Origin of the sequence: Streptomyces sp. NPDC057136 (assembly GCF_042670885.1) — a bacterium.
In the GTDB taxonomy this organism is placed as follows: Bacteria; Actinomycetota; Actinomycetes; order Streptomycetales; family Streptomycetaceae; genus Streptomyces.
Window position 1 is genome coordinate 1 of sequence record NZ_JBHUUV010000001.1, and the last position, 25,747, is coordinate 25,747.

The window sequence follows — 25,747 nt, forward strand, 5'->3', positions numbered from 1 at the left end:
GGCTGCCAGGTGTAGGTGTCCCCGGCGACCGAGTCCTTGTTGTACAGGTAGTCCAGGTTCGTGGCGTACTGGGTGTACGCGGTGTTCCCCGACGCGGGCCAGGCACCCACCGCCGCGGTACGCCCGGCGTCACCGTCATCCACGAGGACGGAAGTCCCGGAGAGTTCACCGGTGAAGGTGTTGGCGTTGTTCCACGTCGCACCGTCCTCGGTCCACGCCTGCGTGGCCCGGTGCGCCTCCAGCTGCACCTCGGTGTCACCCGCGGTGTGCGTCTGGTCGTAGTACAGCTTGAGGTCGGCCGAGTCCAGCTTGGTGCCTGCCGGGACGATGCCGAGGGGGAAGCGCAGCAGGGCACGCGAGGAGCCCGTGCTCGTGTTTCCGACCGACAGACGCCAGTTGTCGTCGTAGTTCGACGCGGGGCCGTCCGAGGAGATCATCACGTCCTGGGCGGTCGTCGGCGTCGGCGCGATCGTGATCGTCGGGTCGACCGTGACCGGGTACTGCCGCTCCTTCGCGGCCAGCCACTTCGCATCCGGTGTAACGGTCAGCTTCCAGCCCTTGCCCGCCTTGGTGAGCTTTTGCTCGACAGCAGGGCTGTAGCCGGCACCGTACGGGGCGGCGGCATCCTTCTTCGCGTCCGTCATGAACGCGGCGGGGATCACGAGCACCGGGTTGGGTGCCTCGCCGTAGAACTTGACCGAGCCGTCCTTGCCCGCCTTCGGCGTCAGACCCCCGGCGTCCAGGGTGAACGTGAACGACACCGGGCCGGTGGGACGTTGGGCCAGGACGATGTTCTCCTTCACCCGCCCCGGGCCCACCACATAGGACAGATCTGCGCCGCCCACCGCGTTCTTGTACGTCACGGTGTTGCCCTTGGCCACGGGGGCGAGCTTGCCCGCGCCCTCCAGGCCCAGGGTCACCGTGTGGCCGTCGGCCTCGAACCGCAGCAGCCTGTCCGCGTCCGTACCGAACCAACTACGCGCCGCGTTCGTCGTGTTCGCCAGGGCGAAGCCCTTGGCATCGGTCTTGGTGACCGTCGGGTCGATGTCCTTGAACGACTTGCCCGGTCGGTGTCACCGACACCTCGGCCTGGACCCGGCCGTCCGACAGCTGCCAGAACCGTTCGTTCGCCGTGCGCCTGCCCGTCAGCTCGGCAATACGCTTCGCCTTCGGAGCCGCCTTTCCGGCCGGCAATTTCTCCCGGCTCGTCGGCGCAGGATTCCCGCCGGTCGACGCCCCCTCCGGCTTATTCCCGTCACCCTCGTCGTCGGAGAACCAGCCCGTGAAGGCATCAATAATTCCCTCGCCGTCATCACCCGAAACCTCAGCCGCATAAGCAACCTGCGGCAGGAGAGTGGAAGCGACCGCCGAAACCACGAGGCAGGCCACAGCCCGCCCGAATCTGACTTTCACGCCATTCCCTTCATCGGCACGCCGGCGAGGGCCCCCTTGCCGGTCGCACTGAATACCGACCCGACCGCCCCGACTCCGGGCATGACGACCGGACCACCCTCCCATCGCATGGGAAAAGGCGGCCTCGCCGGTCACGTATCGATCAAGGTCGGACGCTGTCTAACGGATTCCTCGAACCCCAGTCAAGGGAATTCATAATTCGGATATTTGACTCCCCAGACGAGAAACCCGAAGAGAAACGGAAGGGAACGAGTGTCCCAATTCACCCGTTTCTTCCGCACCCTGGCAGGCGCCGATTCGGATGGTGTATAACCCAGGCAACTCGCTTCGACCGAAAGCGCGGCCATGCCCACAACGCAGGAACCAACCGACCCGGAACAGCCCGAACAGCCGGACGAGTCTGAAGTCGTCGGGAAGATGTCCCGGAGTCCCGACCGCCGGGGCATCGCCGTCGCCGCGGCACTGCTGCTCGCCTGCGGCGCACTCATCACCTACGGAATCCTCGACACCGGCAACGAACAGGCCGACAAGGAGTCCGCGGTGCCCACCGCTGCCGTGACCTACGAGGTACTCGGCGACGGCGCGGCCGACATCTCCTACCGCGGGGACGGCAAGGGCGACCGGGCCACCGTCGTAAAGAACGCCGAACTGCCCTGGAAGAAGACGGTGAACGTGCCACTCGGCACCTCCCCCGTCGTCAACATCACCCTCGGCGAAAAGGGCGGCGAGGCCAGCTGCACACTCGCCATCGGCGGCAAACACGTCCAACGCGCCACCGCATCAGGGGCCTTCGGACGCAGCACCTGCACCAGCGAACTGCCCACCCCCGAAGCGTCTACATCTCCTGAAAGAGCCCAGTGATCCCGGACTCCTCCTTCGTGGTCAGCCACTCTCTCGCGACCCTCGACCTCACCTCCCCGGGATCGCCCAAGCCCTTCGTCGGGGCGGTGATGCCGGGGCGTCGTCCCATTTCGGACACGTGGCCTTTTCTTGCGGGCTCCGGCAGCGTGCTGATGGGCCCGGCGGGACGTCGAGTCGACGCTCACCAAGCTCCAGTCAATCCGTCCGCACAGATCGGCGTCCGCCTGGACAGCCCGCAGGATCCGCTCCCACGTGCCGTCCGCCGACCAGCGTCGGTGCCGTTCGTAAACAGTCTTCCAACAGCCGAACGCTCAGGAAGGTCTCGCCACGGTATGCCGGTTCCAACGCGGAACAGGATCCCGTTGATCACCATCCGGTGATCGTTCCACCGTCCACCACGTGCCCTGCCGTCGGCAGGTGCGGCTCCAGCCGGACCCACTCTGCATTCGCCGGATCGCCCCGCCTCATGCCGGGTACAACGAACCATCAGTCAGAGCTGGCGGGGAGCGTGATTCCATCTGCGCGGTTGCCGCTGCCCGCGCGGGAGCGTGCTTCCGAGTGCTGTTGTTGCTGCGGTGATGGAGAGTGCGGCGAGGAAGAGGAAGAGCACTGGGTAACCGCCCAGCGGTCCGGCAAGTGCGGCGCCGGCGAAGGGGGCTAGGGCGGCGGTGCTGTGGGTGGGTGCGCCGACCAGGCCGGAGAGCCGACCGTAGTGGGTGGTGCCCCAGCGGTTGGTGATGGCCCTGTGCTCGGGGCCGTTGCGGTGGGTCGGCGGCTCAGGGAGCCGGGGAGTTCGCTGGGTGCCTGCGTCGGCCAGCTGCTAGCAGAGCTGCGATGGCCGCCAGGGTCAGGACAGTGAGGGCCCACACGCCGGCCCGGAAGCTGCTCGTACCACCGGAGCCCAGCGCCGCCAGGCCGGGCCGAGGGTGGTGCCCAGGGTACGGGCAAGGTTGGTGATTCCGTCGGCGGTTTCGGTGTGGCCCTCGGGGGTGGCGTCCAGGATCGCCGTCCCGTCTACATCTGGGACGCCAAGCATGCCGGAGGTTCCGCGGAAGCGGGCGGCAAGAAGGACGTCCAGAACAAGGTCGACGCCCTTCAGAAGCATTTGAAGGGCAATGGGGACAACCGCACCGTTAAGGCCGGATTCGCATTCCCTGAACAGTCCGGTGTGAACTGGAAGAAGGGGGCGGAATGGGTGACGGCGTGGCCGTCCGCGAGGTCATCCTCCGTGATCGCCTATTCGATGAAGAAGATCGAGACCAAGAAACTCCCTGAGACGGAGCCGGCCGAGGAGCCTGCCACCAGGCCCAGCTGGCTGACCGGCACCCTGATGATCGGCGCAGGGATTGTAGTCGGAGCCGTAGCAGCCGCGGACGATGTCACCGGGATCGGCGTCGCCGACGACCCGATTCTGTTCCCGGTGGCCGGAGGGCTGATAGCAGGAGGCGCCATGGCCTTCTAAGAAGGTAGGAAAGTTGGCCGGGCGGCCTGCAAGGCCGCCCGGCCAACACGTCCTAATGGGACGGCATTTCAGCGAGGCGGCATGCTACGGCCGGTTGTTGATCGGGTGGCAAGGTTTCAGCGAGGCAGGAGTCCGTTGTGGGTACGTCATTGAGAATGCGTCGGGTTGGGCCCGATGAGGTCGTGAAGGGCACGGAGTATCTGGAGAGTCGGTTCACGGAGACTCTGGAGAACGATACATTCCTTCAGGAATTGGAGGCCGGGGTTCTGTGTAATCTGGGTGAGGACTGGCAAAAGGTCAATGTGCTACTCACCGGAGAAGACTTCCCGGCAACGGGACCCGAGTGTCTGCCCGTCCTCGGTGGGGAGCACGCGGCGACCCTGGGGAGCCCTTTCGATGTGCTGCTGATACTGAAACCCGAGCTGGTCCGGGTCGCGTCCGAGTTCCTTCAGGGAGTGGACACCGACGCTCTACTTGAGCAGAACAAGGGAAAAATGCGTGTCGTGGGTGGCGCTCCGGACTGGATGGTCATCCAGCTAGTGGGGCATATCGACGCGATGAAAAAGTTCTATCTCGACGCGTCGGCCGCGGGGCAAGCGGTGACGAAGCGCGTATACGGCTGACCGTCCGACGGCCCGCCCACGGCCGCCGCCGTTCAGGGGGAACACATGAATCATCCTGGCGTCGTCCGGCTGCTCCGCCTCAACGCCCCCGGAGCAGCCGGACGACGCGCGGGCAGGTCGTCCTCGAGGACTTCGAGCTTGCTCCACCCACAGCCCTCCGGCATGGTCTCCTGGTTGCAGCGCCGATGACGGCGCGCTGCTGTGGGAATCCAGCAAACCGGGCGACCGTCCTCACGGATTCCGACTTCCAGCTGTCGCTGAACCCTCCCTTCTCCGCGTCAGCATTCGTCGCGCGGCTCTTCTGGGACACCCTGATGGAGTTCCGCGTTCGGGTCTCCAGCGTGGCATCATCAGCGCGGAACTCGACGACTTGTGTGCTACCGGTTACTGGGCCGCGTCTGCGCCGTCGTCGTGACCGAAGCCGTCCTGAAGCTCCGCGAAGGCATCGTCGTCCTGCCTGCATCGCGGCGTCGAGATCAACCTCGATGGCGAGTGCGGACATCCTGGAGATGTGGGTCGATTCCTGGCCGCCAAGAGACCCTGGACGGGGTGCCCTGCGTGGAACCAAACGTCCGCCGGTCCGGCGAGTGCCAACCGCCGAAGTGACGTACGAGTCCCAGTCCACGGCAAGGCCACGGCTGAGATCTCCTATTGCTGGATCACTGCCCGAGGTGTCCCAGCACGATCGGGAACTACCGCACCGTGCTCAAGAACATCGACGCCGACGGCCCGGCCCAGGCGGCGCTTGAGCGGGCGGCGGGGATGACCGCCGACGCGGTCAAGGCCCTGGACGGGCTGGACGAGGCGGCACCGGTGGAGGAGCTCGCCCGCCGGCTGGGCGGGGACGTCTCCCTGGCCGTGCTCACCCTGGTGCAGGCCCAGCTGGTGCAGGCCGGGGGCCTGGGAGCGGTCACCAAGGCGGTGGAGGGCTTCGGTGGGTTCGCCGGGCAATACGAGCAGATCGAGAAGGTCTCCGCGCATCACGGCAACTTCTGGGAGGTACTGCTGTACGGGCAGCTCGGCCGGGACCGGTCGGTGATGTTCGACCTCGCGGAGAAGCTGAAGTTCACCGCGACATCCGAGGACGGACGGGTGCGGTCCGCGCTCGCGCACGCGATGCGGCACGAGAGCGCCCGCGGCGAGTACATCAGCGCGCTCGGCGAGGACGGCAAGACGGTCGACATATCCTTCGCCACGCAGAACTGGCGCAAGGCCGTGCTCGACAAGACACGGCCGGGGCGGTTCGTCCGCAAGCACTTCGAGGCGATGGTCTTCACCCACCTCGCCGAGGAGCTGCGCACCGGGGACGTCGCGGTGGTCGGCTCGGAGGAGTACGCGGACTGGTCCGAGCAGTTGCTCGCGTGGGAGGACGTGCAGGACAAGCTCGCCGACTACCTGGTGGAAATCGGGCTGTGCGAGAAGGGCGAGACCGGCGGCTTCGATGCCGCGTCCTTCCGCCGGCAGCTGGAGGACAACCTGCGGTCCGCCGCGGCGGCGGACGCCGGGTATCCCGACAACGAGGGCCTGGTCATCGACCCGGAAACCGGCATCCCCTCACTCAAGGCACACCGCTCCGAGGGGCAGCGGCCCTCCGTGAAGCGGCTGGAGCAGGAGGTCAAGGCCCGGATGCCGGAGCGCACCCTGATGGGGATCGTGGCCCGCACCGCGTACTGGGTGGAATGGTGGCGACGCGTCGGCCCACCCTCGGGCAACGACCCGAAACTTGACGATCCGTTCGGCAGCTACGTGCTCACCACCTTCGTCAAGGGCACCAACATGGGCCCGTACGAGGCGGCCAAGCACATCCCCGGGGTGTCCGGGCATGAGCTGTCGTACGTGGCGAACCGGCACTTCTCCATCGCGCTGCTGAACGAGGCCGTCGCCGACCTGGTCAACGCGCACGCCCGCCTCGACATCTCCCAGGCATGGGGCGACGGCACCGCCGTGGCGGCGGACGGCACCCACATGGACACCTACCTCAACAACCTGCTCGCCGAGACCTCGGTGCGGCACGGCAAGCCGGGCGGCATCGCCTACCACCACATCTCGGACACCTACATCGCGCTGTTCACACACTTCATCCCGTGCGGGGTATGGGAGGCCGTCTACATCATCGAGGGCATGCTCAAGAAGGCCTCCGAGGTCAAGCCCACCACCGTGCATGCGGACACCCAGGGCCAGTCACTGCCTGTCTTCACCCTGGCACACCTGCTGGGCTTCGACCTCATGCCCAGGATCAGGAACTGGAAGGGCCTGACCTTCTACCGGCCCAGCAAGACCACCGAGTACGTGCACATCGACGCCCTGTTCGGCGAGGCGGGCACGCACGAACTCGGCATCGAACCCTACTCGTACGACCCGAAGCTCGACGTCGACTTCGCCCTGCTGCGCGAAGGGGATCTGAACGTCGTCGGCTTGGACCAGGCCGCGTGATGCCGGGTGCGGCCACGAGCGGTGAGGCGGCGAGCAGCCCCGTGCGCGCGGGCCGGTGTCTGTACCGCGCCGGGTGCGCCCGCGGCGACGACGCGGGCGCCGAGTCGTCAGGCGGGCTGGACGGTGATTGTGCAGAGGCGCTTGGTGGCCCGGGTCAGGGCTACGTACAAGTCCCTTTCCCCACCGGGGCGGGCCGTGATGATTTCCTCGGGGTTCATGACGACGACCCCGTCGAATTCCAGGCCGCGTGCTTCGGACGCCGGCACTATGCGTGCGTGGTGAGCGATGCCTTGGGCCGTCAGCTCGCTCACCCTGGTGTCCGCGCAGATCACTCCCAGAAGCTCGCCCGGGTGCGCGGTGCTCTGGGCGCGGAGTTCCTGAACGACGGCGGTGACCAACCCGTCCGGAGGTGTGGTCACGGTGCGAGGGCTCTCACCGCTTCGCAGTGACCGTGTGGGCTTCTGGTCCGGGGCGATCCGCGTGAGCAGGTCCCGGACGCTCTCCAGGATCTCCTGCGTGGTGCGGTAGCTGACGGTCAGGTTGTGCAGTTTGAACCGCGGTCCGACGTGGGAGCTCAGTGCTTCCTTCCAGTCGCGTGCTGTCGCGACCGGGCCTGCCTGGGCGAAGTCACCCACCAGCGTCATCGCCCTTGCCGGGCAGCGGCGGACGATCATCCGCCACTGCATGGCGGTCAGTTCCTGCGCCTCGTCGACGACGACGTGCCCGTACGTCTGCTCGGGGGGGCCGTCGACCAGGCTCGCCGCCTCGTCCAGCAACGGCACATCGGCATCGGTCCACGGGTCGTCCGGACCACGCAGCAGAAGGGACCGCTCCTGCGCGGTCAGGCGGGGCAGGCGCTCGGCGAGAGCGCCGGCGTTCGTCAGGAGCGCCTTCACGAGGTCACCGGGTACCAGCCGCGGCCACAACACCTCGACCGCTCGGTCGACGTCGGCGTCGTCGAGGAGATCGGCTCGGATGGCGTCCAGGTCCAGCTCGTGGACCGGACCCGAGTCGGCCGCACCTTCGGCACGGCGCTGGGCGGCTCCCGTGAACCGGTCGAGGTCCATGCCCGTCATCCTGGCGGCATCGGCGTCGATCTGCTCCAGGAGGTCGCCCATGTCTCGTTGCATCGCGTCGGTGACGGCGTCGACCAAGAGCTCCCTGAACACCTGGCGCGCGGGATTGTGCCCCGGTGCGGCTGCCACGGCGGCGTCGCGTGCCGTGGCGACTTCCTCGCCGGACAGGTGAACCAGTTCCTGTCCGACCCGCACGGTGAAGTCACCGGCGGGGGCTTGGTGGACGCGCAGCAGGCCGGCCAAGGCGTCGGCGAGGTCGGAGCTGCCCTTGAGACGCGCCGTATCGAACGGGTCCACCGTGTCCGTGGACACTCCGGCCAGTTCCCGGCAGGTCGCCAGAACGACGTCGTTCTCTCCGAGCGAGGGAAGCACCTGGGAGATGTAGTCGAGGAACCGGGCGTTCGGGCCCACCACCAGGACACCCTCCTCCGCGGCGCGCGGGAACGCGTACAGGACATAGGCCGCCCGGTGCAGGGCGACCACCGTCTTGCCGGTGCCGGGCCCGCCCTGCACCGCGGTCACCCCGCGGTGGGCGGAGCGGACGATCTCGTCCTGCTCGGCCTGCAGCGTCGCGACGGCCGCGTGCATCCTGCCCGTACGCCGTGCCGACAGAGCCTCGGTCAACGGGCCGTCCCCCACGACGTCCTCGTCGGTCGGGGTGGTCCCGTCCAGCAGTTCGTCGCTCACCGAGATGACCGTGCGCTCCTCGAGGCGCAGGTGCCGGCGCCGCCGCAGGTCCATCGGGTGGACCGGTGTCGCCTCGTAGAAGGGCCGCGCCGCGTTCGCGCGCCAGTCCACGAGCAGAGGCAGGTCATCCTCCTCCGTATGCAGTCCGATCCGCCCGATGCGCAGGGCCGTGCCATCCGTCCAGTCGATGCGCCCGAAGACCAGCCCCTTTTCGGCGCCCTCCAGCCGGCCGATTTCCTTGGCCAGACGCTCGGCGGCGATTTCTCTCTCGTATGCCTCACCGGCGCTTTCCGCCGGGGCCTTCAGCACACTCGCTCGGTGTACTCGCGCCTCGGAAAGCCGCTCGGTGAGCAACTCATATAAGGAGGACACATAATCCCGCTCCGATTCAACCGCACGCACAGCGGGATCATTCATTTTCGACAACAGGGGGCTCCTTCGATTCGAGCCACACCATACGGTCAAAGTTCCCTAAAGATAAGTCTTGACTTACTTGGTAAGCCATGGCCCTACGAATCCATGACGGCTGCCCGTATGGCGTATCATGCATTCCGCCGTTCCGTATATCGCTAATTGCGCTCCCGATGCCCGCCTGCCTTATGGCGAGCCCGCCCTTGGATGCCGGCGATGTTTGCCGCGCTCGGGAAAAGGGGGAAGATCCGGCGAGGCGACCGGCGCCATCGAGCTCACTGCCAGGCGGCATCTGGTCGCTTCGTCTGGCGACCCGACCGAGGAGACGAGCACAGAATGGGTTAAGCCCTCGACCGGTCCACCACTGCCCGACCCGTGCCGACGGCCCCATCTCAGGACCGCAGCACCACGCCGCCGTCGGTCGCGGCCGACCCAGAGAACGGATCGGTGAACTCTCACCCCGTTCGCCGCCGCGACGCCCGGCGGCAGGCCCGTCCGTGCCCGGACCATCCGACCCGGCCCCGCCCAACCTGGATCCGCTGGCCTTATTCACGAGTTGTGGGTTCTGGCACACATTCCGTGAACGATCTTCCTGGCCCGTGCGTCAAGTGAGGAGCGAGGCGCGCTACCAGCGCGGATCGAAGACCGCACGGGCCCGATGGAGCCGGAATCGGGATCGTTCGCGGAATGTGTGCCGACCCAAGAGTGGACAGCACCCGTCGACTGACTCCCCGTCCCGGGCGGGGGACAGGCAAGGCAGACCGGCCGGGTCCTCGGTCCCTGGGTATCGGTGGGCCTTTCGCCTCGCCTGCGGCGCACGTCCGTGGTGCGATGAAACAGGGGGGTCGGGAAGGAGAGAGCGATGATGCCACCGGCAGGGGAGCACAAGAGTGGCACGGGCCCAGTGTCGGTCCGCCCGCTGGGTGAGGCGGACCTGGATCGGGCCGACGAGATCTTCAGGGTCGCCTTCGGGACGTTCCTCGGGGCTCCCGAGCCGAAGACGTTTTTCGGGACCGCCGACTACGTCCGCACTCGATGGACGGCCGATCCACAGGCGGCCTTCGTAGCGACGGTCGATGGCGAAGTCGTTGCATCGAACTTCGCCGTCAACTGGGGCAGCGTCGGGTACTTCGGCCCGCTGACCGTACGTCCGGACCTGTGGGACCAGGGCATCGGCAGGCGCCTCATGAAGCCGGTCATGGACTGCTTCGACACCTGGGAGAACCGCCACCTGGGCCTGTTCACCTTCTCGCACAGTCCGAAGCACCTTGAGCTCTACCGCCGGTACGGTTTCTGGCCCCGATTCCTCACAGCCATCATGAAGAAGCAGGTCGCAGGCAGTGCTGCGGTCCCCGGCCGAGTGCTGTACGGCGAGCTTCCCGCCGCCGAGCGGCTCGACGCCCTCAGCCTCTGTCGCACACTGACCGGTTCCGTGTTCGAGGGTCTGAGCGTGGAACGCGAGATCGTGGCCACGCACGCGCAGGGACTCGGTGACACCATCCTGCTCCAGGGGGCCGGCTCCGAGCTCGATGGCCTGGCCGTCTGCCACTGCGGAGCCGGGTCGGAGGCCGGAGAGGACGTGTGCTTCGTCAAATTCGGCGCTGTGCGCCCTGGCCGGGAGGCGGCCGACCGGTTCGAACAACTTCTCACCGCGTGCGAGCGGCTCGCCGCCGAGCGCGGCCTGGGGCAACTGGACGCCGGAATGAACCTGGCCCGCCAGGATGCCTACCGGCGAATGGTCGACCGCGGTTTCCGCACCTGGTTGCAGGGCGTGGCCATGCACAGGCCCAACGAACCCGGCTACAGCCACCCCGACGCGTACGTGATCGACGACTGGCGCTGAGACCCCGCCGCACTCGGCCCGCGAAGAAGGCCCGGAGCTGCCCGAACTCGGGTTCTGGCTCAAGTTCTGTGACGCGGCCACGCTGGGTGATATTTGGCTCGGTCTGTGATCGAGCCATCTTGTGTGTCAGCCGTGGTCTTCCCACTCCGCTTTGCAGAACCGGGCACCAGGAGCGGTTCGATGCCGCCGGCGTGACCGCCCACTACTCCTGCGGCTTCAGCACGCCGCCCACCCTGGGCGCCGTCACCGTGCACGGCCGCACCGGCCACAGGTCGAGTACGAGGGCATCCGGCTGATCGGCATGCCTGTCTCCGCTGTTGACGCGGCCCTGATCCAGCACACCGAAGAGCACGAGACGGGCCTGGTCTTCGGCTGCGGCGGAGATCTGGGGCCGGACGGTCTCAACATGTACGTACGGGCCACCAGAGCCGGCGACTCGGTAATCAGCGAGGCAGCATCCACGCTCCGATGCCTTCCCATGACTGTCCAAAGGGGTACCGGCCGTGACGGGCAGCTGGTACTTCGTTCAGCGTGGCCGCAACCTGCTGCGGGTTCATGCCGAACCGGAGCGGACCGATGCTCTCCAGAGGTGTCCAGCCCAAACGGAGCCGGTCCTGTTCGGCCTTCATCGGCCATATCCCGGCATTCGGCTCTTCCTCGCGGACATCTCGCCACTGAAGGACCGGCTTGGCCCCATAAGGGTCATCGGCCAGCTCGGCGCTGACGAACAGAGCATCGGTAATCATCGTGTCCTGGCGCTGCCAGTACCCCTCAACCTCGGGCGACAAGCCCAGCTCCAGCGCCGCACCCATGGATACCCCCCCCATGCCGCGACTTCCGGATCGCCGCTCCAGTTCACCCGCACCGAAGCCCTCTCCCGGCGTGCGAGGTCGTGGATATCCGAGTGCACCTCAGACGGCACTCGGGCGATCAACTCAACGCTTCGGGGTCTGCTTCGACGAGATGCTCACCCCGGAGGTTCGCTCCACTGTGCGCTGCGAGTTGGAGCCGGGCACGAGGACGCTCACGCGTCGGCGATCGGAATCAGCGACGACGGCATGTGCGATCTGGACATGTGGATGTTCTAGGGTCCCGGTGCCCGCGAGATCCGCCAACCGGGGACCTGCGGCTGGGGACTTGGGGAACTCGGCACCAACCCGTGTGTCCTCTTCCTGCGCCATGGCGGGAAGCACCTCGCGCAGGGCCTGGGCTTCGTAGACGACCAGGGCCTGAATCGCTTGGGCGAACGCCCCGTTGACGACACCTACGCGGCCCGCATTTCGTTGACGTTGGAGCATGCGGCGGACCCCGGGGATGTCATGGCTGATCCCCGGGGGCCGTGCTGTGTCCGGACCTGCCTCAGCCTTGCCCGCGCGGTACGAGGGTCAGGTGGGCTGGGTGGGCTGGGTGGTGCTTCGGGCTGCGGGGCGCGGGGCCAGCCGTGGGCGTGCATGGTCTCGTCCCAGTCCTCGAAGAGCTTCGGCAGCGCCTTCGGATCGCGGTCTGGGTCTCGGTACCACTGGATGAACGCGCGGGCGGCGAGACGGCGGGTGTCGCAGGCCGGGCAGAGTTCCATCCAGATGCCGGTCATCAGCGGGCCGTACCAGTGCAGGAGGAGGTCGGTGCCGCAGCGGGAGCAGGGCCGGGCCGGCTGTTGGTCTTCGTCCCGGTCGGGGTACAGCCGGGCGAGTTGTTCGGCGCTGACGGTCTCGATGCTGCCGTCATGGTTGCCGACGCGGATGACGCAGCCTCCCGTGCGCAGGTCATCGACGACTGCCGCCCGGCCATCCTCACCTCCTGCGAGGCAGCTCTCGCAGCCGTCACCGACACACAGTTCTATGAGCAGAAGGCACTGCTCGAAGAGTGCGTGCGCATGGCTGAGCACGGCATGTTCAGCGGAGCCCAGGCCCTGGCTGCCAACGCGTGGGACACCCTCATCCGCGGCCTGGCCTTCGCGAACTCCGGCTGGCTCAAGCCCAACGGCCAGTGGCCGGGCTACGCCAAGGTCCTGGAGAACATCCCGGCCGTGGCCGACGACGACCCCACGATCCGCCGGTTCCGCGATTCGGTGCGCACTGGTTCCTGCGGAAACGTACGAGTCCGTGCTCAAGGCGCACTCGCAGTGTCGGCTCAATGTGAGCAATTGTGGGACTCAGGTCCGTAGGTTCATGACGTTCTGTAGTGGGGGCTCAGAGCTGGCCGGTCGGCCGTCCCTCTCGAGATCCCGAACAGCGGGGCGCAAGTGGCGGGTCGCAGGATCGGGGTCAAAGCTCCGCGTCGTGTATGAGGATCGCGATCTGGACCCGGTTGTTGAGGTCGAGCTTTGTGAGGATGCTGGAGACGTGCGCCTTCACCGTTGCGATGCTGATGAACAGCTCGGCGGCGATCTCGGCGTTGGCTCGCCCCTCCGCGACTTCTGCGGCCACCTGACGCTCACGGACCCCGAGGAGGGCGAGACGCGCGCGGGCCGACTGCCGTTTGACGCCCGTGTCTGCGGTCACCGCCGTGATCAGCTGCTGGATCACTGTGGGGGAGAGCACAGGGTCCCCCGCTGCGACCCTGCGCACGGCTTCGACGATCTCGCGTGGTGGGGTGTCCTTGAGCAGGAATCCGGCCGCCCCGGCGCGCAGGGCCCGTAGGACGTTGTCGTCGGAGTGGAAGGTCGTCAGCATCACGATCTCCGGCGAGGGCGTGCGGCTGCGCAGCATCTGTGTGGCGGCGAGCCCGTCCATGGTCGGCATGCGGATGTCCATCAGCACGAGGTCGGGGGCCAGCTCGCGAACCAGTGACATGACCTCGCTGCCGTCGGCTGCCTCGGCGACGACAGAGATGTCGGGAGCACCGGCGAAGAGCAGACGCAGACCGGATCGGACCAGGGGATCGTCGTCGACGAGCAGCAGGCGAATCATGCGGCCCACGGTAGCCAGGCCCGCAGGTGGTAGTCGCCGCCGGTGCGGCCGTGCTCCAGCCGGCCGCCGGCCAGCGCGGCACGCTCCGCCAGGCCGATCAGCCCCTGACCGCTCCCCGGAATCACGGCCCGCGGATTGTTCTGCGGGGCGCGGTTACGGAGTTCGACCGTGAGCCCCTCCAACGGACTGCCGGTGACCGCGATCCGAACCACTGCTCCGGGGGCGTGCTTGCGGGCGTTGGTCAGACCTTCCTGGGCGATCCGGTAGACCGTACGACCGGTCAGCGCGGGGACGGAGTCAGGCTCCAGGATCAGCTCATCGGCCCGGACACGCATTCCCGCCTCACGGGACTCCCGCACCAACCGCTCGAGATCCCCGAGCGAAGGCGTGGGACCGGTTGCGCCGTACTCCTCGAGTGTGGGCGCCCTTAGGACACCAATGACGGTCCGCAGCTCCTGGAGAGCCCGGTGCGCGCTCTCCCGGATCACCCCCGCGGCGTGCTCGACCTGGTCGGCGGGGGCGCCTGGGTTGAACTCCAGCGCCCCGGCATGCACGCTCAGCAGCGACAGCCGGTGCGCCAGCACATCGTGCATCTCCCGGGCGATCTCCTCCCGCACCGCCCTTTGCGCCTGCTCGGCCCGCAGAGCCGCCTCCGCCTCGGCGCGTTCCGCACGCTCGTGCAGGGACCGCACGAACAGCCCCCAGCCCACCGCGACGGCGACGAGTGCCAGTCCGGCCAGCCCGGGAACCAGGGACTCGACCGTCAGGGAATAGTGCGCCCGCAGGCCGTAGTACAGGGGTACGGGGGCGACGGCCACCCCAGACGCCCACACCGTCGTCCGCAGGGGCCGGTACACGGCTACGGAGAACACAGCCACCGTCGCCGGAATTACCAGGGGCAGGACCAGACCGGCAGCGGTCAGCCCGACCGCCAGCGCCGTCGGGCATCGGCGCCGCCACCACAGCGTCCCGCAGGCGAGGACGCAGATCATCCAGGGCTCGGACAGTCCGATGAGCCGCAGTGTGTACAGCAGCGGCCAGAACGAGAACTGCGGAATCAGCGCCGGACCGTCGCCCGTCGCAGAGATCAATGCGAGGGACAGACCAGCAGCCAACAGGACGACCAGCAGGTCGAGAGCTCTCGAACGGAGTGGGGGACGCATTCCCCACACGCTATGCGAGCCGGTTCCGTTCAGTGCGGGTCGGGACGCGGAATCAAACTTTGGTAGGTGCCGGCCCGGAGCGAGATACGACTTCCGGCTACAGCCGCCTGATCCTTCTCCCGATGGCCTGCCCGGCCGGCATGCATAGCGTCGAGGCCGTGCACAGCGCACTCGTTCGGATCTCCCGCCAGGCTTCCACCGCCGCAGCCTCCTGACGAGCTCCCACCGATCGCGCGTCCCCTCTCCTTCCACGCCTTTCCCTTGATGAGAGTGAGATCTTCCATGCCTGCGAACAGGTCCCGGGATGAGTCGGGCGACCGGCCCGAGAACCCCCGCAGCGGATCGCGGAAGCGGAGAGCCATCTGGCTGAGCGCCGCTGCGGCCGGCCTCGTGCTGGTCTCCCTGGGCATCACCAGCCTCTGGCCGGAGCGCATTTCTCCGAGCGAGGCCCGGAACGCGGCGGTGTCCCAGGGCAGGACCGCGACCGGCCCGGTCGACTGCCGCAACACACGATGTATCGCCCTGACGTTCGACGCGGGCCCCGGCAAGGACACTCCCCGCCTGCTGAACCTGCTGAAGAGAGAAGAGGTGCCCGCGACCTTCTTCCTGCTCGGGAAGAAACACGTCGACCGCTACCCGGACACCGCGCAGCGGATCGCAGCCGAAGGCCACGAGGTCGCCAACCACACGTGGTCGCACAGAATCCTCACCGACCTGGACGCGGACGGCATACGCACGGAACTGTCCCGGACCCAGAACGCCATCGAAAGGCTCACCGGACGCACGCCCTCCCTGATGCGCCCCCCTCAAGGGCATACGAACGAGGAAGTCTCGCGCATCAGCCGGGAGCTGGGGCTCGCGCAGGTACTGTGGAGCGCCACCGCGAAGGATTACTCCACGACTGACTCGGCCCTCATCACACGTAGGATCCTCGACGCCGCAGACCGCGACGGCATCATCCTGCTGCACGACATCTACGACGGAACCGTGCCGGCCGTGCCGGGCATCATCACGGAGCTCAAGGCGCGCAGCTACACGTTTGTGACCGTGTCCCAGCTTCTCGCTCCGGCTGTCCCGGAACCGGGCAAGGTGTACAAACCCTGAGATCGTCCCGGCCCCGTCCCCCGCCTGTGTTGCCAGTCTCTGCCGGTGCCGGGCTAGGCACAATGCCGCTGACTTTACGGTCTTCCAGAGCCTGCCAGTGGCAGCATCGTTGCAGGTCAACGGCGCGGATGCTGCTAAATGATCAGCATCACTCAACACTACGCGCCCGGAGCGGAACGTGGCCTCGGGATGCCGTTCATCAAAACGGCGTTACCGCTTTGGTGCGCCACACCGCAGCGCGCGAGTGGCTTCCACCAGAGACATTCAAAGGGCTTATTCCTTTCTTCCTTTGCTCGTACACGGCCGATGACGGAGGTATCCATGGCCACCAAGAAGAATCTCACCGCGAACCGCACCAGCCTCACCCACAAAGTCAGTTACGCAATGTGCAATCCAGCCCGTATCGCCCCGTACGTGAAGCGCACCGCACGTGACAGCTGGCTCCGCCTCAAGCACCCCAACCACGTCGACTACTACCGCGCCGTTATGGCCTCCGATACCAGCCGCAGCCCCGAGGCCGCTGTCGGCAGCCAGACCCACGACCGCTGGCTCGCCCTCGGCAAGATGCAGTTCGACTACCTCAAGGAGCACGGGCTGACGCCGCAGCACCGCATGCTCGACGTCGGCTGCGGCAACCTGCGCGCCGGCTGGCGCTTCATCGAATACCTCGATACCGGCAACTACTACGGCATCGACATCTCGCCGGAAATCCTCATGTCCGCCAAGGAGACGCTGACGAAGTACGGGCTCCAGGGCAAGCTCCCGCACCTCACCATCACCCAGGACCTGAAGCTGGACTTCCTCCCGGACCGCCACTTCGACGTGGTCCACGCGCACAGCGTCTTCTCGCACTCGCCCATCGAGGTCATCGACGAATGCTTCGCGCACGTCGGCCGCGTGCTGGCGCCCTGCGGCTTCTTCGACTTCACCTTCGACCGTACCGTGGGCACCGAACACCAGGTGCTGCGCGAGGACTTCTACTACCGCACGGAGACACTGATCGCCCTCGCCGCGAAGCACGGCCTGTGCGCCCGCCTCATGGACGACTGGGAGAAGCGCAGGCACGGCCAGTCCAAGATCCGCGTCAGCAGCCCGGAATGACAGGCTGCTGAGGCTTCCCCAGTCAGGAGTGCGCTCGGGCGGTACTGAAGGTCTTTGCGCTCCCTGACGGCCAGGGTCTGTTCGTGTCGACTCGACCGGGCAGGTCGTCGACGCCGTCCGCCCGATCCGCGACGGGATCGAGTCGCGCATCCGCGGCCTGCTCGCCGAGATCCAATCTCGTTCGTGAAGGGCCGGTTGTGATGACGGTCGGTAACGCCGAGGAGGTTGGGGCGAGGGGCTGCTCTCCGTGGCGGATGGGGCCGGGCCTGCCCGGGGTGCCCTCGTGGAGGGTGCCCCGGGGCCCTGCTTCTCGTGGCTCGGCTTGCCCGCGGTTCTGCCTGCCTTCGGACAGGTCAGCCGATCGCCGAGCGCGCGAAGGCGACCGTGGCACCGAAAGCGGCTCTGCCGGCGAGCGCGGCGTATGCGCAGCGCCCAGATCAGCAGTGGTCCCATCGTGGCGGGGAGATGGGCTGCTCCTTGGCGTTGACGGGGATCAGCGATTTCCCTCAGGGCTACTCGGGTTCCTCACTTGGTTGAGCGGTGGAGGAAGTGGGGCAGGTGAGGATCGCGGAGCCCGCGTGAGGGCCCGCCCGTGCGCGTGAGTGTGCTGTACCGCAGATCTGGACCGGCTCGGCCTGTCCAGTACTCGGACGCCTGGAATTCCCAGTCTCATCAGCCGCGCGGGGCCGGGTTGGCGCTCCTTTCGCTCCGGACCTGCCCCTCCGGACCCTGACCGGGCTTCGCGAGTGGGTGGTTCACCAACCCCGTGTCGGGTGCGGATGTCGGCGTACAATCGCGCCCTGACGAGCTGACGCCGAACAAGTGCTTCTGCATTTCTCGCGGGCCCAGCATCCCGCCCTTCCTGCGAGCCAGAGGGTGAACCGCTGCCAGCGCAGCACGGTGTCGTGGGTTCCGTGCGGGCCCAGGCGGGAGTGCCAGGCCTGTCTGGGGCTGCTGGTGGTACCAGTAACCGCCAGAGCCCGGGGTCACGTGGTGGGTGGCGAGCCATACCTGTGTCTGGTGACCGGCGGGTAGGTCGCCCGGTGCGAGGGATCGACGACCCGGAGGCCGGGCGGTTCGCGTGGATCGGCCTGTACGAGCCGACCGCGGAGCAGTTGCAGGAGATCGCCGAGGTCTTTGGCCTGCACCCCCTGGCGGTCGAGGACGCCGTCCACGCCCATCAGCGGCCCAAGCTGGAACGCTACGGCGACATGCTGTTCCTCGTCCTGAAGACGATCGTCTACGTCGACCACGAGAAGGTCACCGCGACCAGCGAGATCGTCGACACCGGCGAGATCATGGTGTTCGCCGGGCCCGGCTACGCGATCACCGTCCGTCAGTCCGCCACCGCGGACACGCCACCGTCGAGGACCACATCCGGTGCGGCAAGAACACTGGCTTCGGCCGCTTCCCCTCCCGCCATTCGACGTCAACGCCACCTGGCTTGAACTCAGCCTCACGGCGATCGATCTCCTCGCCTGGGCCCGCGTCCTCCTGCTGGATGGCGAACTCGCCGCCACCGAACCCAAGAAACTTCGCCACCGGCTGCTACACGTTGCCGCCCGCCTCACCCGCGGTGGACGCCGCCTCCGCCTGCGGATCTCGGCGACCTGGCCCTGGAGACACGAACTGGCCACGGCTTTCCACCGCCTTGCCGCACTGCCCCGACCGGTTGACTGACCTGCGGCCCCCCGCCCACCCACGATCCGAAGGACCCGGAGAACCCGACCATTGCGCCGGGACTCCACCATGCCCAGGCAACAGAATCGCCTCGACCACCCAACAGTTGATGATCAACGCAGCCGCCTCAGCCCAACCGAAACGGCGAGGTTAAACGAATCCGCCGCATGCCATGAGCTGTCGAGAGGCCGCGCAGGTTATAGGCGGATGACGACGAGGGCAATGTCGTCGGCGGCGCCCTCCGCGACGTCGAGGCGGGCCAGTAGCGCGTCGGCCAGCTGGTCAGGGGTGAGGGTGCTGCCCTGGGCCAGGGCTGCGGTCAAGCGTGCCAGGCTGGCGTCGATGTCCTCGTCGCGGCGCTCGATGAGGCCGTCGGTGTACATCACAAGGGTGTCCCCACGGGTATAGGGCAGGCCGGCCTGGGGGCGGGGGACATGGTGGAGACGGGCGCCGAGCGGCGGATCGGTCGCCTGGTCCAGCAGCTCACACGTCCCGTCGGAGTGGAGCAGGACGGGCGGCGGGTGTCCGGCGCTGCTGTAAATGATCAGTCTGCTGCGGGTGTCGATGAGGACCTTGACCGCGGTTGCGGCCGTCGCGCCGTCCAGGGAGCGGGCGTACAGACCGAGGACTTCCAGGGCCTGGGCGGGACTGGGAATGGCACGGATGACTGCGCTCAGGGCGCTGCGGAGCATGCCCATGACGGCGGCGGCGTGCAGGCCGTGGCCGACAACGTCTCCGACCGCCGCGGCGTAGCGGTCGGGTGCCAGGTCAACGACGTCGTACCAGTCGCCGCACACGTTCAGTGATGTGGTCGCCGGCAGGTAGCGCACGGCGATGTTGTCGGTGTGGTGGTCCAGGTCGGGGACGGAGAGCATGGCCTCCTGCAGGGTGACGGCGACCTGCCGTTCGCGGGCGTGGGCCTGGCTCAGTTCCTGGTTCAGCCGGTGCAGCTCGCCGGCCCGCGCGTACAGCCCGGCTGCCATGCCCTTCTCCCGCTCGGTGAACTCCTCGGTGAGCTGGCGTGCCAGGCGTGAGTGGACGAAGGCGGTGACGTCCTCGGCCCGTTGGACGATCCACTTCACCTTGCCGTCAGGCCCGGGAATCGGGGTATGGATCTTGGACCACCATCGCTCCTCGAACCCGCCTGGCTGGTCGAGGGCGGGGATGTCGTACCGCTGCAGCACCAAGGTGTCCGGTTTCCCGGTGTCCAGGACCAGGTGCAGTGACGCCTTCAGGTTCTGTTGTGTGTGGTCGGGGGTGCCGAGACGTTCCGGCAGGGCGTCGAAGAAGTACTTCCCGATCAACTGGTCTCTGGTCCGGCCAGTGGTCTGCAGGTATGCCGTGTTGACGTAGCGGATCACCAGGTCCGTGTCCAGCACGAGGTACGGGCTTGGTGTGGCGTCGAAGAACGCCGTGAAATCAATGTCCGCTGTCATCACGCGCTCTCCGTGGCCTGTGAGCGCCATTGCCTGCACTTCCAATCTACGCGCGATCCAGCGGCCGGGCTCGAGAGAGGATCAAGACGCCTGGGCACCCCATCGAGGACGCGCAGCAGGAGATCGAACGCATCCGGGCACGGGCCTTCGAGGCCGCCGCCCGGCTCGCCGACGCCACGGGCGACAACGCGGCCGTTCGGGCCCACCTCGGGCTTCCCGAGGCCGACATCGACAGCCCCGACGTGCCTCTCGTTGAGCGGAGCGACCATGCAGCCTGAGGCGGCTGCCCGGGCTCAGTGCTGAGCCTCTTCTTCCTGGTACTCAATGACGGGCACTTGAGTAGCCGCGTGACGGACATGCCGGAGCAGCACACGCGGCTCTTGGCGGATGTGATCGCGCTCGGCTCCCCGTATCCCCTGGTTCTCACCGGCGGGTATGCCGTGCGGGCGCACCGCCTCGTGAACCGCACCAGCCAGGACCTCGATGTCGCCACGGCGAACCCGGCGCCCATGGCCGATATCGCGGCCGCGCTCCGTAGCGGTCTCGAAGCGCTGGGGTGGCAGGTGCAGGCGCTGGAGACCGCCCCGCTGTCCGCCCGCTTCACCGTGTCCGACCCGGCGGCAGGGCAGGAATGCGAGGTCGCCGGGGGCACAGGCGGGACTGACTGTCCCGTCGCGGGAGGCGGTGTGCTGGGACAGGCAAAAGGATCACCGCGGTCCGTGAGGTACCGACCGCTGTGCCGACTTGCGCCTTGGTCGCGGTACGGCGTTGGTCCACCTCGCTTCCGAGTTCCCTGAGCCGTCGTTCGCGTTCGGCCCCCGCCGCTTCCCGGTCGCGCCGCACCTGGTCGTCGGCAAGGCTCAGATGTACGGCCGGACGGCCCTTCTCGGCCTGGTCGCACGCTGCTGCTCAGGCGAGTGCCACGTCGCGGCGGCTGCCCGGGACCCGGTCGGCGATCGACCGGCCGACACCGGATGTACGTGTCAGAGCGCTCGACGGCGCACACGGGCCGCGCGCTCAGCCCTGACTCGTCCAAAAGGAGGCGTCCCAGGCGCTTGGCCGTCAACGCTCCGAGGTGGATACGGCCCAGAGCGGCGAGCACCTTCAGGGTCTCCAGGACGATGGACTGGGTCGTCCCATCCGGCTCGTCCCGCCCCTGCTTCCGGCCCCTCTGTGCCAGCTCCTTGATCACGGCCGTGGCGACGTGTCCTCCGTGGAGGAGTCGCCACACGCGGTGGCGGTGAAGGCGAGGGCCGCGGTGACAGTACACGCAGCAGCAAACACCACAGTCGGCACGCGCACTCCGAGCCGCTGTGAATTGACGTCAAGCAGATACATGACTCCACACGAGCCCAAGAGCCACTCAAGAATGCGTGGAGGAGCGAAGAGAATTCTGGACAAGCAGGACGCTTGATCGCCCCGCCCTTTCGGGGATGACTCCGCAGACGTGTTCACGTCGGCTCCCTTCCGGATTCAGGAGCCGGGATCTGTTGCGTCATCGCACGGACTGAACGGCGTAGAGGGCCCCGAAGGCTGCGGCAAGGGTGCCGAGCAGCAGGCGCAGGGCGGTCTCGGGTAGACGGGGCTGCAGGTGTGCCCCAAGGTATCCACCAATCAGCCCGCCCAAGCCGCAGGCCAGCCCGAGGTACCAGTCGGGGGCGACGTCCCCGGAGCCGGTCAGGGACAGCAGTGCGAAGGTCGCGGCCCCGGCCACGGAGGTGGCGAAGGTGGAGGCGAGGGCTGCCGGGGCGACCTGGCTCACGGGCATGCCCCGGCCGACCAGGACGGGGCCGAGGATGGAGCCGCCGCCGATTCCGTAGATCCCTCCGACGATGCCGACGGCCAGGGCCAGGCCGGTGATGGTGCGGGGGGAGGGCTCCGCCGCCGGGGCGGGCGGGGCGGGCCGGAGGGTGCGGGCGATCAGCCATAGGCCCAGTGGCATCAGCAATCCGGCGACGAGTGGGCGGAAGGCGGTGGGGCCGGGGACGGCGAAGGCCCTTACCACTGCTCCGATGACAACGCCGGGCAGGGTGCCGATCACCAAGCGGCGGGTCAGCGGGCTGTTCAGCAGGCCCGCTCGGCGATAGCGCAGCAGGGCGCCAGGCCCGGCCACCACGTTGAACAACAGGTTGGTGGGGGTGACCGCCGGACTGGGCACGCCGAACACGCTCAGCTGCACGGGCAGAAGGAACACCGCACCCGAGACCCCCACGGGCGCAGTCACCACCGCGATCATCAGACCGACGGCCAGCCCGTACAGTTCCGCCGACCCTGCCACTTCAGCCTCCGGTCGTTCGAACGTGCGCCCCGTATCGCCATCTCGCACCGGCGCCTCGTCAAAGGGTTTCCTACTACCGAGCGGGAGCAGGGTGCCGCGGTGGTGATGGATGGGAGGCGCAGTCGATCTGCTTCCTGTGCGTCAGCACTTCGACGGTGTCGACGGCCGCCCGGGAAGGTGTCGTAGACCGGGCTGGCGGGACTTTGCGTGCCTACCCGGGACGGCCGGGGGGAGGCACACGGGCGGGACTGCCGCACGGCGTAGGAGCGCGAGTGTGTCGTCGACCTGCTCGCCGTAGTCCTGGGGGCGCGCGCCCGGCTGGTGCAACAGTTGCTGCTGGAGCAGGAAACGCGGCGAACCGATCAGGTGTTCAGGAGAGAACCGTGGCGGGATCTTCAGACCGTTGGGGGCGCGCCCGTCGACGACGGGGGTCGTGGTCGGCCGGGGCCCTGCCGTCTGTCCGGGGGCACGTCCGCCCGAGCGGCCGAGGCCCAGGTCGAGTCGCCCGGGGTGCAGGGCGTCGATCAGTCCGAACTCCTCGACGGTGGACAGGGCGGTGCGGTGACCGAGCTGTACGGCCCGGGAGCCGATCCTGATCGTGGAGGTCGCGGAGGCGGTCAGGGCCAGCACGACGGCGGGAGAGGTCCCGGCCACGCCCGGGTTGAGGTGGTGCTCGGCGAACCAGTAACGGGTGTAGCCGAACCGCTCGGTCTGCTGGGCCAGATCGATGGTGTTGCGCAGCGCCTCTGCAGCGGTGGAGCCGGACGAGATGGGGACGAGATCGAGGACTCCGAGACGGATGCCGGACATGATCTGGTGTTGCTCCTCAGCGGTCAGTGGGCCCGGATGCGGGTGTGGACGCGGGCTCGGGCTCGGGCTCGGGCTCGGGCTCGGCAAGGACCGGAGTCCAGGGGAACGGCGGGTCGGGGATGTCGCGTCGCAGAACGGGGGCGATGTCGGACTGGAAGAGTTCGAGCGAGGCCCGGTGCTGGGCGTGGGTGAGCCCGCCCGCGTCGGCGTGCAGGTGGAGCACGCTGTGTCCGAACTGCTCGTGGTAGCGGTGCACTTTGTCGATCACTTGCTGCGGGCTGCCGATCAGCGCCGAGCTGCGTTCGACGAAGTCCTCCAGGGTGGTGAACACCGGCTCGACGCCCAGGCGTTTCTGGAACGCGAGATAGCCCTCGAACACCGGCCGGTATGCGGCGATCGCTTCCTGTGAGGTGCGGGCCGCGTAGTAGCCGGCCGTTCCCGCGCCGACGACGGCCCATGCCGGGTCGTGGCCGTAGTGCTCCCACCGCTCCCGGTAGTAGCGGATGAGTTCGGCGTACGGCTCGATCGGGTGGGTGACGTTGGCCGAGAAGAGCGGATCTCCGAAGCGGGCGGCAAGATCGACCGACTCCCGGCTGGTCGCGCTGCCGTGCCAGACCCGGATGGGCTGCTGGAGCGGTCTCGGCCAAACCTCGGCGTCGGCCAGCTCGGGGCGGAAACGCGGGGAGGCGCTCACCTTGTCCTGCCGCCAGATCCGGCGGAACAGCTCGTAGCTCTCGGCGTTGCGGTCCCACTGGTCCTCGGGTGTGACGTGGAACAGCTCGCGTTGGGCGGTGCCGTTGCCCTTGCCGATGATCAGGTCGAGACGGCCCGCGGACAGGTGATCCAGGGTCGCGTAGTCCTCGTACGCGCGTACCGGGTCGAGCAAGCTGAGGGTGGTGACGGCGGTGAACAGCCGGATCCGGGAGGTGAGCGCGGCGATGTGGCTCAGTACGACCGGTGGTGAGGAGGAGATGAACGGCCGCTCGTGGCGTTCGCCGACGCCGAAGCCGTCGAATCCGAGTTCCTCGGCCAGCAGCGCGTTGTCGATCACCTCGCGGAAGCGCTCGTTGGTGGACTTCTGGACGCCGGTCACCGGATCCGGGGCGTGCACGATGAGGGTGATGGCCAGGAACTTCACGACTCCGCCCGCCGGGTCTCCGGCTCCGCGCGTGCGTCGGGGTGTGCCAGGCCGAGGTGGTCGCGGAGCGTGGTGCCTGTGTAGTCGTGGCGAAACACACCGCGTTCCTGGAGCAGCGGGACGACGATGTCGGCGAACTCGTCCAGGCCGCCTGGGGTGATGTGCGGGACCAGGATGAAGCCGTCGGCGGCGTCCGCCTGGACGAAGGCGTTGATGGTCTCGGCGACAGTGGCCGGGGAGCCGATGAACGACTGGCGGCCGGTGGTCTCGATGACCAGTTCGCGGATCGACAGGTTCTCCGCGGCGGCGCACTCGCGCCATAGTTGCCCGGGTGTACCCGTGAACACCTTGGCGTCGCTGGTGTAGGCGTAGCCCGCAAGGCCGTCCAGGCGGGCCTTGCGGTCCTCCGCCGCCGCGGGATCGTCGTCCAGGAACACGACCAGGTCACCGAAGATGTGCAGTGGCTCCTCCGCCCGCCCTGCCTCAGCCTGGGCGGCACGGATTTCGGCGATGACGGCGCGGGCCTGGTCGGTGTCGTGCGGGGTGACGTAACCGATGTCGGCCGAACGGCCCACCAGTTGATACGGCACGCTCTGGTGCGCGAGCGCGCTGACGATGGGCTGTCCCTGCGGCGGCCGAGGGGTGATGGAGGGTCCCTTGACGCTGAAGTGCCTGCCCCCGAAGTCGATGTAGTGCAGCTTGTCGCGGTCGATGAACTGCCCGGTGGCGACATCGCGGATCTCCGCGTCCTCCTCCCAGCTGTCCCACAGGCGGCGCACCACCTCGATGTAGTCGGCGGCCTCCTCGAAGAGATCAGCGATCAGTTCGCGGCCGTCCGGGGTGTCCCTGTCGTCGAAGCGGAGACGTGGGAAGGTACGGCGGCCAAAGTGCGCAGCCTCGTTCTGCCGTGCCGACACCTGGACGCGCAGGCCCGCGCGACCGGCGCTGACGTAGTCCAGGGTGGCGATCGCCTTGGACATGTGGAACGGCTCGGTGTGGGTGGCGACCACGGTCGGCACCAGCCCGATGTGCCGGGTCAGCGGTGCGACCCGGGCGGCGACCAGCACGGCGTCCAGCCGGCCCCGCACCTGGTCGGTGCGCTCGTCCGGCTCCGTGAGGTGCGAGGACTGCAGCCCGAGCGCGTCCTCGAATGTCACGAAGTCGAGCAGGCCGCGTTCGGCCTCGTTCACGAGGTCGGCCCAGTAACGGGCGGTGAACAGGTCGTGGGGCCGGGCGCCCGGCTCACGCCATGCAGCCGGGTGCCAGCCGGTGCCGTCCAGCGCCACGGCAAGGTGAAGAGGGGGAGGCGTGGACACGAA

20 protein-coding genes and 5 pseudogenes are annotated in these 25,747 nt (G+C 67.9%); 12 read left to right on the forward strand and 13 right to left on the reverse strand.

Annotated elements, in window-relative coordinates; translation table 11 throughout:
* Together ACFT7S_RS00005 and ACFT7S_RS00010 are read right to left on the reverse strand one after the other, a co-directional pair.
* Positions 1 to 920, reverse strand: a 920-nt coding sequence (locus ACFT7S_RS00005; RefSeq protein WP_382724872.1) for a DNRLRE domain-containing protein, incomplete at its 3' end; no start/stop codon positions are given.
* A 55-nt stretch (positions 921 to 975) separates the two neighbouring features.
* On the reverse strand, positions 976 to 1,413 hold the full coding sequence (locus ACFT7S_RS00010; RefSeq protein ID WP_382724874.1) for a hypothetical protein: 438 nt from the start codon (positions 1,411 to 1,413) through the stop codon (positions 976 to 978).
* A 345-nt stretch (positions 1,414 to 1,758) separates the two neighbouring features.
* Here ACFT7S_RS00010 and ACFT7S_RS00015 point away from each other — a divergent pair, with 345 nt between their 5' ends.
* Positions 1,759 to 2,274, forward strand: a complete 516-nt coding sequence (locus tag ACFT7S_RS00015; protein WP_382724876.1) for an MmpS family transport accessory protein — start codon at positions 1,759 to 1,761, stop codon at positions 2,272 to 2,274.
* A gap of 50 nt (positions 2,275 to 2,324) precedes the next feature.
* Here the strand turns inward: ACFT7S_RS00015 and ACFT7S_RS00020 are convergent.
* Positions 2,325 to 2,742: pseudogene (locus tag ACFT7S_RS00020) on the reverse strand (IS5 family transposase); the annotation flags it as partial.
* A 508-nt stretch (positions 2,743 to 3,250) separates the two neighbouring features.
* On the opposite strand from ACFT7S_RS00020, the gene ACFT7S_RS00025 reads away from it, so the two are divergent.
* The 3 genes from ACFT7S_RS00025 to ACFT7S_RS00035 all read left to right on the forward strand — a co-directional run bounded on the left by ACFT7S_RS00025 (position 3,251) and on the right by ACFT7S_RS00035 (position 6,792).
* Positions 3,251 to 3,736: a hypothetical protein gene (locus tag ACFT7S_RS00025; RefSeq protein ID WP_382724878.1), complete on the forward strand. Its 486-nt coding sequence runs from the start codon at positions 3,251 to 3,253 to the stop codon at positions 3,734 to 3,736.
* 182 nt (positions 3,737 to 3,918) lie between these two features.
* Positions 3,919 to 4,359 (forward strand): DUF1877 family protein, encoded by a 441-nt coding sequence (locus ACFT7S_RS00030; RefSeq protein ID WP_382724880.1) that lies wholly within the window; start codon positions 3,919 to 3,921, stop codon positions 4,357 to 4,359.
* 702 nt (positions 4,360 to 5,061) lie between these two features.
* Positions 5,062 to 6,792 carry a Tn3 family transposase gene (locus ACFT7S_RS00035; protein WP_382724882.1) on the forward strand — a complete coding sequence of 577 codons (1,731 nt, stop codon included), beginning with the start codon at positions 5,062 to 5,064 and terminating at the stop codon, positions 6,790 to 6,792.
* 107 nt (positions 6,793 to 6,899) lie between these two features.
* Here the strand turns inward: ACFT7S_RS00035 and ACFT7S_RS00040 are convergent, their stop codons facing one another.
* Positions 6,900 to 8,864 carry a HelD family protein gene (locus ACFT7S_RS00040; protein ID WP_382724883.1) on the reverse strand — a complete coding sequence of 655 codons (1,965 nt, stop codon included), beginning with the start codon at positions 8,862 to 8,864 and terminating at the stop codon, positions 6,900 to 6,902.
* A gap of 964 nt (positions 8,865 to 9,828) precedes the next feature.
* On the opposite strand from ACFT7S_RS00040, the gene ACFT7S_RS00045 reads away from it, so the two are divergent.
* On the forward strand, positions 9,829 to 10,809 hold the full coding sequence (locus ACFT7S_RS00045) for a GNAT family N-acetyltransferase (protein WP_382724885.1): 981 nt from the start codon (positions 9,829 to 9,831) through the stop codon (positions 10,807 to 10,809).
* Positions 10,810 to 11,252: 443 nt separating this feature from the next.
* On the opposite strand, the gene ACFT7S_RS00050 is transcribed toward ACFT7S_RS00045, so the two are convergent.
* The gene (locus ACFT7S_RS00050) at positions 11,253 to 11,621 is read right to left on the reverse strand and encodes a hypothetical protein (protein ID WP_382724887.1); all 369 of its coding nucleotides are present in this window, start codon (positions 11,619 to 11,621) and stop codon (positions 11,253 to 11,255) included.
* A 452-nt stretch (positions 11,622 to 12,073) separates the two neighbouring features.
* Complete coding sequence (locus tag ACFT7S_RS00055) at positions 12,074 to 12,649, reverse strand: DUF6300 family protein (RefSeq protein WP_382725857.1); 576 nt, start codon at positions 12,647 to 12,649, stop codon at positions 12,074 to 12,076.
* On the opposite strand from ACFT7S_RS00055, the gene ACFT7S_RS00060 reads away from it, so the two are divergent.
* On the forward strand, positions 12,533 to 12,973 hold the full coding sequence (locus tag ACFT7S_RS00060) for a hypothetical protein (protein ID WP_382725915.1): 441 nt from the start codon (positions 12,533 to 12,535) through the stop codon (positions 12,971 to 12,973). The genes ACFT7S_RS00055 and ACFT7S_RS00060 overlap by 117 nt on opposite strands.
* Positions 12,974 to 13,073: 100 nt before the next feature.
* Here the strand turns inward: ACFT7S_RS00060 and ACFT7S_RS00065 are convergent, their stop codons facing one another.
* A complete protein-coding gene (locus ACFT7S_RS00065) occupies positions 13,074 to 13,718 on the reverse strand; it encodes a response regulator (protein WP_382724889.1) in 645 nt (214 codons plus the stop codon).
* Positions 13,715 to 14,881, reverse strand: a complete 1,167-nt coding sequence (locus ACFT7S_RS00070; RefSeq protein ID WP_382724891.1) for a sensor histidine kinase — start codon at positions 14,879 to 14,881, stop codon at positions 13,715 to 13,717. The genes ACFT7S_RS00065 and ACFT7S_RS00070 overlap by 4 nt, the downstream gene beginning before the upstream one ends.
* A gap of 282 nt (positions 14,882 to 15,163) precedes the next feature.
* Here ACFT7S_RS00070 and ACFT7S_RS00075 point away from each other — a divergent pair, with 282 nt between their 5' ends.
* From ACFT7S_RS00075 to ACFT7S_RS00090, 4 genes and pseudogenes are all read left to right on the forward strand, one after another.
* Positions 15,164 to 15,985, forward strand: coding sequence for a polysaccharide deacetylase family protein (locus ACFT7S_RS00075; RefSeq protein WP_382724893.1), 822 nt, complete (start codon positions 15,164 to 15,166; stop codon positions 15,983 to 15,985).
* Positions 15,986 to 16,306: 321 nt separating this feature from the next.
* Complete coding sequence (locus ACFT7S_RS00080; RefSeq protein WP_382724895.1) at positions 16,307 to 17,086, forward strand: class I SAM-dependent methyltransferase; 780 nt, start codon at positions 16,307 to 16,309, stop codon at positions 17,084 to 17,086.
* Between the two features lie 1,043 nt (positions 17,087 to 18,129).
* Positions 18,130 to 18,369 (forward strand): annotated as a pseudogene (locus ACFT7S_RS00085) (CorA family divalent cation transporter); the annotation flags it as partial.
* A 59-nt stretch (positions 18,370 to 18,428) separates the two neighbouring features.
* Positions 18,429 to 18,766: pseudogene (locus tag ACFT7S_RS00090) on the forward strand (transposase); the annotation flags it as partial.
* Positions 18,767 to 18,963: 197 nt separating this feature from the next.
* Here the strand turns inward: ACFT7S_RS00090 and ACFT7S_RS00095 are convergent.
* Positions 18,964 to 20,202 carry a SpoIIE family protein phosphatase gene (locus ACFT7S_RS00095; protein WP_382724897.1) on the reverse strand — a complete coding sequence of 413 codons (1,239 nt, stop codon included), beginning with the start codon at positions 20,200 to 20,202 and terminating at the stop codon, positions 18,964 to 18,966.
* 29 nt (positions 20,203 to 20,231) lie between these two features.
* Between ACFT7S_RS00095 and ACFT7S_RS00100 the strand changes: the two genes are divergently transcribed.
* A complete protein-coding gene (locus ACFT7S_RS00100; protein ID WP_382724899.1) occupies positions 20,232 to 20,480 on the forward strand; it encodes a hypothetical protein in 249 nt (82 codons plus the stop codon).
* 78 nt (positions 20,481 to 20,558) lie between these two features.
* A pseudogene (locus ACFT7S_RS00105) lies at positions 20,559 to 20,843 on the forward strand (nucleotidyl transferase AbiEii/AbiGii toxin family protein); the annotation flags it as partial.
* An 854-nt stretch (positions 20,844 to 21,697) separates the two neighbouring features.
* Here the strand turns inward: ACFT7S_RS00105 and ACFT7S_RS00110 are convergent.
* The 4 genes and pseudogenes from ACFT7S_RS00110 to ACFT7S_RS00125 form a co-directional block, all read right to left on the reverse strand.
* The gene (locus ACFT7S_RS00110; RefSeq protein WP_382724901.1) at positions 21,698 to 22,480 is read right to left on the reverse strand and encodes a TSUP family transporter; all 783 of its coding nucleotides are present in this window, start codon (positions 22,478 to 22,480) and stop codon (positions 21,698 to 21,700) included.
* A gap of 258 nt (positions 22,481 to 22,738) precedes the next feature.
* Positions 22,739 to 23,290, reverse strand: a pseudogene (locus ACFT7S_RS00115) (LLM class flavin-dependent oxidoreductase); the annotation flags it as partial.
* A gap of 16 nt (positions 23,291 to 23,306) precedes the next feature.
* On the reverse strand, positions 23,307 to 24,428 hold the full coding sequence (locus tag ACFT7S_RS00120; protein ID WP_382724903.1) for an LLM class flavin-dependent oxidoreductase: 1,122 nt from the start codon (positions 24,426 to 24,428) through the stop codon (positions 23,307 to 23,309).
* Positions 24,425 to 25,744 (reverse strand): LLM class flavin-dependent oxidoreductase, encoded by a 1,320-nt coding sequence (locus ACFT7S_RS00125; RefSeq protein WP_382724905.1) that lies wholly within the window; start codon positions 25,742 to 25,744, stop codon positions 24,425 to 24,427. Before ACFT7S_RS00125 ends, ACFT7S_RS00120 begins: the two co-directional genes overlap by 4 nt.
* Positions 25,745 to 25,747 lie beyond the last annotated feature (3 nt).